Here is a 7,118-nt window from a genome sequence, read left to right on the forward strand (position 1 = left end):
AAACCTTACATCATTTTTTCGAAAAAGAAAGGCTTTTTTGAAAGCCCTTCTTATTCATTATTAAGACTGATTAATTCTTTTTCCAACAGATGATCAATTGCGAGGCATACCGCCATTTTTACATGGGAATAGGTCAAACCTCCTTGAACATAGGCAACATAAGGAGGACGAATTGGGCCGTCAGCGGTCAATTCTATACTTGCCCCTTGAATAAATGTACCAGCAGCCATAATGACATCGTCCTCATACCCAGGCATATAGCTTGGATGTGGAGTAACATAAGAATTAATCGGCGACGCAAATTGAATGGCTTGGCAGAAAGCAACCATTTTATCTTTGTCATCAAATTGAACAGCCTGGATTAAGTCTGTTCGTTCCACATCCCATTTTGGAGAGGAATTCATTCCCAATTTTTCAAGGATAGCAGCGGTAAAAACCGCTCCTTTTAATGCCTGTCCCACGACATGGGGCGCTAGAAAAAAGCCTTGATACATTTCTTGAAGACTATATAATGAAGCCCCTGCCTCTGCCCCGATACCAGGAGAAGTTAAGCGGTAAGAACAGGCTTCCACCCATTTCTTCTTCCCAACAATATAACCGCCGGTTTTTACAATGCCGCCCCCAGGGTTTTTGATTAACGAACCCGCCATTAAGTCTGCTCCAACATGACAAGGCTCTAGTTCTTCGACAAACTCTCCGTAGCAATTATCGACAAATACGACGACATCCTGTTTGATTTCCTTCACAAATTTAATCATTTCGGCGATTTCACGAACGGAATAGGATGGTCTTGTTGCATAGCCTTTAGAGCGCTGAATACCAATCATTTTCGTATTAGGCTTGATTTTCTTCGCCACTTCATCCCAGTCAATGCCGCCTTCACTTGTTAGAGAAACACTGTCATAGGCAATACCAAATTCCTTTAGTGAACCGACACCATTTCCCCGAATGCCGACGATTTCCTCAAGCGTATCATAAGGTTTCCCTGTGATATACAGCAATTCATCACCAGGACGAAGAACTCCGAATAAAGCAATCGAGATCGCATGTGTTCCAGAAATAATTTGCGGGCGGACAAGTCCTGCCTCGCCTCCAAAAACATCGGCATAAACTGATTCGAGCGTATCCCTGCCAATATCATCATAACCATAACCTGTTGAAGGGTTAAAATGTGTATCACTTACTTTATATTTTTGAAAACTTTGCAGGACACGAAATTGATTGGTATCAATTCTTTCATCGATTTTTTTATGAACCTCTAAGACTTGCTGCTCGACTTCCCTAACCAGCGGCTCCAGCTTTTCCCCATTTTTTAACTGTTGAAACATGTTGTATTCTCCTATCTTAATCTTTATATTTCTGTAATTGTCCTGTAATGGAATGATCCTTTAAAGAATATCCTTTACATCTGTATGCCTGAATGTCTTCTACAAAGCTTAATTCTCTTAAAATCGTATCGTTTTTCAATTGAGATAACAGCTTCCCTTCTGTTGAAGGAATTTTGACCTCATACGGCTCCATCATCCCCATCATGACTTTTTCAATTTTCTCTTTTAGGGCATGGCGGTCTTCGCTGTTATAGGCGCTGATAAAGATAGACGGTGTATCCGCTGTTGGTACAAAATCAGAATGTTTTATATCTCTTTTATTATAAACCGTGATTTGCGGGATATTTTTCACCTCTAGTTCTTCAAGAAGCTTACCAACCGTTTTTTCATGCTGAAAATAATCCGGGTTCGACATATCCACTACCTGAAGGATAAGGTCAGCTTCTTTCACCTCTTCAAGCGTTGAACGAAAGGCGGCAATCAGCGCCGTTGGCAAATCTTGTATAAACCCAACCGTATCCGTTATAAGAGCCGTATATCCGCTAGGAAGGATTAACTTTCTGGTCATTGGATCTAATGTGGCAAATAATTGATTTTCCTCATACGAATCTGCTTCTGATAAGCGGTTAAACAAGGTACTCTTTCCCGCATTCGTATATCCGACAATGGCAATTTGAAAAGCTCTATTTTTCTTCCTTCTTTCTCGATATCGCTCGCGATGCTGGACAATGACGGAAAGCTGTCCTTTAATGTCATCAATTCTCCTGCGAATATGACGACGGTCTGATTCCAGCTTTGTTTCCCCAGGCCCCCTTGTCCCAATTCCTCCGCCGAGCCTGGATAACGCGGTACCTTGACCAGCAAGTCTAGGTAATATGTATTGAAGCTGTGCCAATTCAACCTGAAGTTTCCCCTCTTTAGATCGGGCTCTTTGAGCAAAGATATCGAGGATTAACTGTGTCCGGTCAATAATCCGGGCATTGATTTCATTCGCCAGATTCCGCTTTTGACTGGGAGATAATTCATCATTAAAGATGACAATTTCAGCATCCAGCTCTTCCACCAGTACTTTAAGTTCCTCTACTTTTCCTTTGCCGATATATGTAGCAGGATGAAGCCGGTCTCGTTTTTGAACCAGGTTTGCCGTTACCTCACCTTGAGCGGTTTCAGTTAAAGACGCTAACTCTTCCATTGAATAGTCAAACCGTAAATCATCATCAGATGTTTGGCAGCCTACCAGTATGGCTGTTTCTTTTGTATCCTTTTGTTCCAAACAGCAGCACCCTTTCTCAAGAACTCTAATTCACATCATATCAAAAAACAGGACGTTACTCTAATTATGGTCAGAAATACAGTAAAAAATATAAAAAACGGCTGATTTTCTTAATCTGCCGTTTCCTAAAATACCTTATCCATCTTCTTCAAAAACCAAATCATTACTTCGAATGGTCATTAAATCATGCCTGTCATAGCTATTTAACATTAACAGTCTCATAGCCTGTGCCCGAATTGACTTTTCAATAATATTACGAACATAACGTCCATTTGAAAAACTTGCTGGACTTAATACAGACTTTACCCAAATCAAATGGTCTCTTAATTTCTTCTCTGCTCCATGACTCAGCGTATATTCTCTTTCGGAGATCATTCTGGACGAGATCTCCATTAACTGTTCAATATTGTAATCGGGGAAATCAATGACCAGTGGAAAACGGGAATGAAGACCAGGATTAAGTGATAAAAAGTATTCCATCTCCCGTGAATACCCCGCCAGGATCAAAACAAATTCGTGCTGTTTATCCTCCATATGTTTAACAAGTGTGTCAATAGCTTCTTTTCCAAAGTCTTTTTCACCGCCGCGGCCTAATGAATAAGCTTCATCTATAAACAAAATGCCGCCCTGTGCTTTTTTTACCAAATCCCTTGTTTTTTGGGCCGTATGACCAATATATTCACCGACAAGGTCTGCCCGTTCTGCCTCAATGAGATGTCCTTTTGTTAGGACGTTCATCTTCTGGAAGAGTTTACCAATAAGTCTTGCCACAGTCGTTTTTCCTGTACCTGGGTTTCCTTTAAACATCATATGAAGGGCCTGTTTTTTTGCTTTTAATCCCATTTCTTCACGTTTTTTATTTACATAAATCCAGGCGTAAATTTCTTTTATCATTCGTTTCATTTCTTCCATGCCAACTAAAGCTCCAAGCTCCTCCTCTATTTCCTTAAGGGCTGTATGCTCAGGGGGAATGTCCTTTGGAGCAACTTGAAAGTCTGGTAATCCTTTTGTTATGGTTGTTTTTCGTTTTTGGGAACTGAGAACAACTTTTATTTGGCCGTTGCTTTTCATTCGAATCGGTTGATCCAAAGCTTTCACCTCTCAATCTGCGAACACCATGCGGAAACTTTGCACAATCCTTCAATTTATTTGTATTCACAGTTTGGCGAAATCATTATTTATTTTGCGGATAAAGAACAAAAAGCGCAAGCGCCTTTGGAACAAAGGCAGACTGTTCCTGCGATGCAGATTCTCTTAGACGCTGTCCTTAGCGGTCAGCTCCGACAAGTTTAAGACGTCCCACGCAGGATGGGCCTGCCCTCTGGAAGGGGACGTCTTAAGATCTCGAGGGGCTGGGTGCTGAAGATGGTTTCAAATAACCAGTCGAGAGTATCCACAGGAAAATTTAAATTTTTTTAAATAATAAAAAGAGCCCTGCATGAGCGGGCCCCGGCTTATAGCAAATCTTATTGCTGTTCTAATTCAAGCTGCACATTTCTTTGCGGTGCGAAGGTAGAAATAGCATGTTTGTAAACCAATTGCTGTTTACCCTCAGATTCAAACAAAACCGTAAAATTATCAAAGCCCTTGATTTGGCCTCTTAATTGAAATCCATTTAATAGAAAAACCGTAACATGAATATTTTCTTTACGGCATTGATTTAAAAATTGATCCTGAATGTTAATCGTTGTTTTCATTTTTTTGATTTCCTCCTCTTTTATCTCTACTAATATGTATTCGATTTAATTTGAAGCTTTCCTTCAACATAATGTGAAATTTCCTCTTCTTTTTTTGACAAATTGTTCACATCTGTTATATCAAACCATTTTACCTCCATTTTGTTTCGAAACCAAGTCAATTGTCTTTTGGCATATCGACGGGAGTTTTGTTTTAACTTCTCTACAGCCTCATCAAGTGAGATTTCGCCGTCCAGGAATTGATACATTTCCTTATACCCAATGGCCTGGATGGATTGGCAATTTCTTAATCCTTGCTCGTATAGGGTTTTCACTTCCTCCAAAAGGCCATCGTTCATCATTTTATCAACCCGGGCATTAATCCGCCCGTAAAGCTGCTCCCGGTCCATCATTAAACCAATGACAGCTGTATGATACAATAAATCAGTTTGCCCGTTATTTTCATATTCATTCCTTGTTTTTCCTGCCTGATAATAAACTTCTAAAGCACGGATTACTCGTCTGACATTATTCGGATGAATTTTAGCAGCACTTTCCGGATCTACCTTCTTTAGTTCCTCATGCAAGGCTTCATTTCCAATTTCTTTTGCTTTTTGTTCAAGCTGGTGCCGGAATTCTTCATTCCCAGAAACATCAGAAAATTGATAATCATAAATAACGGACTGAATATATAATCCGGTACCGCCGGCAATGATCGGCAGCTTTCCCCTTTTAGCAATCTCTGTTATCTTGCCACGTACAAGCTTCTGGAATTCTGCCGCGGAAAAACTTTCATCTGGTTCTTTTATATCAATTAAATGGTGTGGAATTCCTTCCATTTCATCTTCTCTTATTTTTGCTGTACCGATATCCATTCTACGATAGATTTGCATCGAATCCCCGCTTATAATTTCACCATTAAATTTTTTTGCCATTTCGATACTTAACTTTGTTTTTCCAACTGCTGTCGGTCCGATAATGACCAATAATTTTTGTTTTGAATCCAATATTTTCACACTGCCTCTGTTTTCAAATTCAGTAGAAAGGATGCCCTTTCTATATATTATCGTAACACAATTTTAAAAAGCAGTTGAACATCAAATAAGTATATACAAGAAATGCAAATTCTATGCTTTAAATTTGTATTAATTTATTTTTTCGTCTGTTACAAAACAGAGAGCTTTCTATTAATTATTTACAAAACATTAACACTTCAATTACAAACAACTATCTACCCTCAAAGCATGATAAGGTTATTCGTATTGTTATTTTGTAAAAATAACACGAAAATTGTCAGATTGCCTATGAAATTTTCTTTTTACAAAAATTATGAAAAAAGGTGAAATACATGTTAAGTACATTTGATATTGGGATTGATTTGGGAACAGCAAATATTTTGGTATATAGCAAAAATAAAGGCATTATTCTTAATGAACCATCAGTAGTAACCATTGATACGGTATCTAAGAATGTGGTGGCGGTTGGCGCGGAAGCTAAAGAAATGATTGGTAAAACGCCTGAAAAAATAGTGGCCATCCGCCCGCTAAAAGATGGGGTTATTGCCGACTTTGATGTGACAACCGAAATGCTGAAGCAAATTATGAGAAAAGCTTCTAAAAAGGCGGGGTTATCCTTAAGGAAACCAAATGTAGTGGTATGTATCCCATCTGGTTCTACCAGTGTGGACAGAAGAGCCATTGAAGATGTTGTAAGAAATGCTGGAGCGAAAAAAATTCAGTTGATTGAAGAGCCTGTTGCGGCAGCAATCGGTGCGGGATTGCCAGTTGATGAACCAGTTGCCAATGTGGTGGTTGATATTGGCGGCGGAAATACCGAAGTGGCGATCATTTCCTTTGGCGGGGTTGTTGCTTGTCATTCTATAAAAATTGGCGGAGACCGCCTCGATGACGATATTATTCAATATGTCCGTAAAGAGTACAATGTACTAATTGGGGAAAGAACTGCTGAAAACATAAAGATGGAAATAGGCTATGCACTTGTAGATCACGAGGAAGCTTTCATGGATGTCCGCGGCCGAGACCTGGTTACCGGTCTGCCTAAAACTCTAAAACTATCATCCTATGAAATTCGCAATGCGATGAAAGAAGATTTATTGCATATTTTAGAGGCAATTCGTGCCACACTTGAGGATTGTCCTGCAGAATTGAGCGGTGATATCGTAGACCGTGGTGTCATCTTGACCGGAGGCGGCTCATTGATGAATGGGATGGAAGAATGGCTAAGCAAAGAAATCTTTGTTCCTGTCCACCTTTCAGATAGCCCGCTGGAATCTGTTGTACTCGGAACAGGTCAGGCTTTGAAATATGTCGGCAAGCTGTTGGTTGCTGCAAAGTAATTGGCCTTTGGTATTTTGGGGGATTACTTTTTGTTTTAACAATCAGTTGTTATAGCTTTTATTGGTCATATGAAACAAAAGACAGGTTACTAGGGTTTCAGCTTTGGTTTGTCCCCCATTGTCTTATGAAGGACTGGTTTCTTGGGGTCGCACCTAATTTTGTCTTACATCTGCCTTATGAAGGACTGGTTACCAGGGTTTCGGCTTTGGTTTGTCTTTCATCTGTCTTATGAAGGACTGGTTTCTTGGATTCGTACCTAATTCTGTCTTTCATCTGCCTTATGAAGGACTGGTTTCTTGGATTCGTACCTAATTTGATCTGACCCCATAATGTTGGACAAAAAGTATTATGCTGATCGCTGGGTGGTAAGAAGCCTGTATTGTACAGGGCTCTTACCACCCAGCTTTTCTTTAATTCGATAATTGTTGTAATCATTTATCCAATGTGCCGCAGCCTGAGCGACCTCCTCAAAGGAATTGTAATC

At 39.8% G+C, this 7,118-nt stretch carries 7 protein-coding genes; 1 reads left to right on the forward strand and 6 read right to left on the reverse strand.

Annotation, left to right across the window (positions count from 1 at the left end; translation table 11 throughout):
- Positions 1 to 50: 50 nt before the first annotated feature.
- The 5 genes from M3183_RS08550 to miaA form a co-directional block, all read right to left on the reverse strand.
- Positions 51 to 1,328: a methionine gamma-lyase family protein gene (locus tag M3183_RS08550; RefSeq protein WP_251468497.1), complete on the reverse strand. Its 1,278-nt coding sequence runs from the start codon at positions 1,326 to 1,328 to the stop codon at positions 51 to 53.
- Positions 1,329 to 1,344: 16 nt separating this feature from the next.
- Positions 1,345 to 2,601 carry a GTPase HflX gene (gene hflX, locus M3183_RS08555; protein WP_251468498.1) on the reverse strand — a complete coding sequence of 419 codons (1,257 nt, stop codon included), beginning with the start codon at positions 2,599 to 2,601 and terminating at the stop codon, positions 1,345 to 1,347.
- A gap of 135 nt (positions 2,602 to 2,736) precedes the next feature.
- Entirely contained in the window at positions 2,737 to 3,690 is a 954-nt protein-coding gene (gene spoVK / locus M3183_RS08560) for a stage V sporulation protein K (protein ID WP_251468500.1), read from the reverse strand.
- A 377-nt stretch (positions 3,691 to 4,067) separates the two neighbouring features.
- A complete protein-coding gene (gene hfq, locus M3183_RS08565; protein ID WP_251468502.1) occupies positions 4,068 to 4,298 on the reverse strand; it encodes an RNA chaperone Hfq in 231 nt (76 codons plus the stop codon).
- Positions 4,299 to 4,327: 29 nt separating this feature from the next.
- On the reverse strand, positions 4,328 to 5,284 hold the full coding sequence (miaA, locus tag M3183_RS08570; RefSeq protein ID WP_251468504.1) for a tRNA (adenosine(37)-N6)-dimethylallyltransferase MiaA: 957 nt from the start codon (positions 5,282 to 5,284) through the stop codon (positions 4,328 to 4,330).
- Positions 5,285 to 5,625: 341 nt separating this feature from the next.
- Here miaA and mreBH point away from each other — a divergent pair, with 341 nt between their 5' ends.
- Positions 5,626 to 6,633, forward strand: coding sequence for a rod-share determining protein MreBH (mreBH, locus tag M3183_RS08575; protein WP_251468506.1), 1,008 nt, complete (start codon positions 5,626 to 5,628; stop codon positions 6,631 to 6,633).
- Between the two features lie 347 nt (positions 6,634 to 6,980).
- Here the strand turns inward: mreBH and M3183_RS08580 are convergent.
- Positions 6,981 to 7,118, reverse strand: a 138-nt coding sequence (locus M3183_RS08580) for an IS3 family transposase (protein WP_251468526.1), incomplete at its 5' end; no start/stop codon positions are given.

The sequence above is a fragment of the Neobacillus mesonae genome, from assembly GCF_023715155.1.
GTDB lineage: Bacteria > Bacillota > Bacilli > Bacillales > Cytobacillaceae > Neobacillus > Neobacillus mesonae_A.

Bases quoted from the DNA above. Each gene is read 5' to 3' on its own strand.
- M3183_RS08550 (WP_251468497.1), bottom strand. From the start codon at position 1,328: ATGTTTCAACAGTTAAAAAATGGGGAAAAGCTGGAGCCGCTGGTTAGG.
- hfq (WP_251468502.1), bottom strand. From the start codon at position 4,298: ATGAAAACAACGATTAACATTCAGGATCAATTTTTAAATCAATGCCGT.
- mreBH (WP_251468506.1), top strand. From the start codon at position 5,626: ATGTTAAGTACATTTGATATTGGGATTGATTTGGGAACAGCAAATATT.